This is a genomic window from Faecalibacterium prausnitzii, assembly GCF_003287405.1.
In the GTDB taxonomy this organism is placed as follows: domain Bacteria; phylum Bacillota; class Clostridia; order Oscillospirales; family Ruminococcaceae; genus Faecalibacterium; species Faecalibacterium intestinale.
Window position 1 is genome coordinate 1 of sequence record NZ_PRLD01000065.1, and the last position, 619, is coordinate 619.

General features: G+C 55.1%; 1 pseudogene. It reads left to right on the forward strand.

The window, feature by feature from the left end:
* Positions 1-86: 86 nt before the first annotated feature.
* A pseudogene (locus C4N24_RS15065) lies at positions 87-619 on the forward strand (VirD4-like conjugal transfer protein, CD1115 family); the annotation flags it as partial.

Consider the following 619-nt stretch of genomic DNA (forward strand, 5'->3'; position numbering starts at 1 on the left):
TCCGTGCTGGCAAAGCTGCATGATCTGGCGCAGTCCGTTGCAAATCTGCCGGACAAAGTGCGGCACAAGCAGGAGGAACGCGGCCTATGAGCAAAAAGAAGCTTTCCAAGCTGCTGGCGCTCTATCTGCCCTATGTGGTAATTGGCTTGCTGGCAACCAATCTGGGCGAGGCGTGGCGGCTGGCTGCGGGTAAGGAACTGGGCGATAAAATCGTATCGCTGATGGATACTCTCCCGGCTGCATTTTCCAATCCGCTGCCCAGCCTGCGCCCATTTGACTTGTTCATTGGTCTGTGCTGCGGTGCTGGAATGCGGCTGGCGGTGTACCTGAAAGGCAAAAACGCCAAAAAGTACCGGCATGGCATGGAGTACGGCTCTGCCCGGTGGGGCGGGCCTAAAGATATCGAGCCGTTTATGGCTCCGAAGTTTGAGGACAATATCATCCTCACCAAAACAGAACGCCTGATGATGAGCAACCGCCGACCTGACCCCAAGAACGCCCGGAATAAAAACGTGCTGGTGGTGGGCGGCTCCGGCAGCGGCAAGACAAGGTTCTTTATCAAGCCGAATCTGCTGCAATGTGATTCCAAGAATTTTCCGGTATCATTCGTGGTTACAGA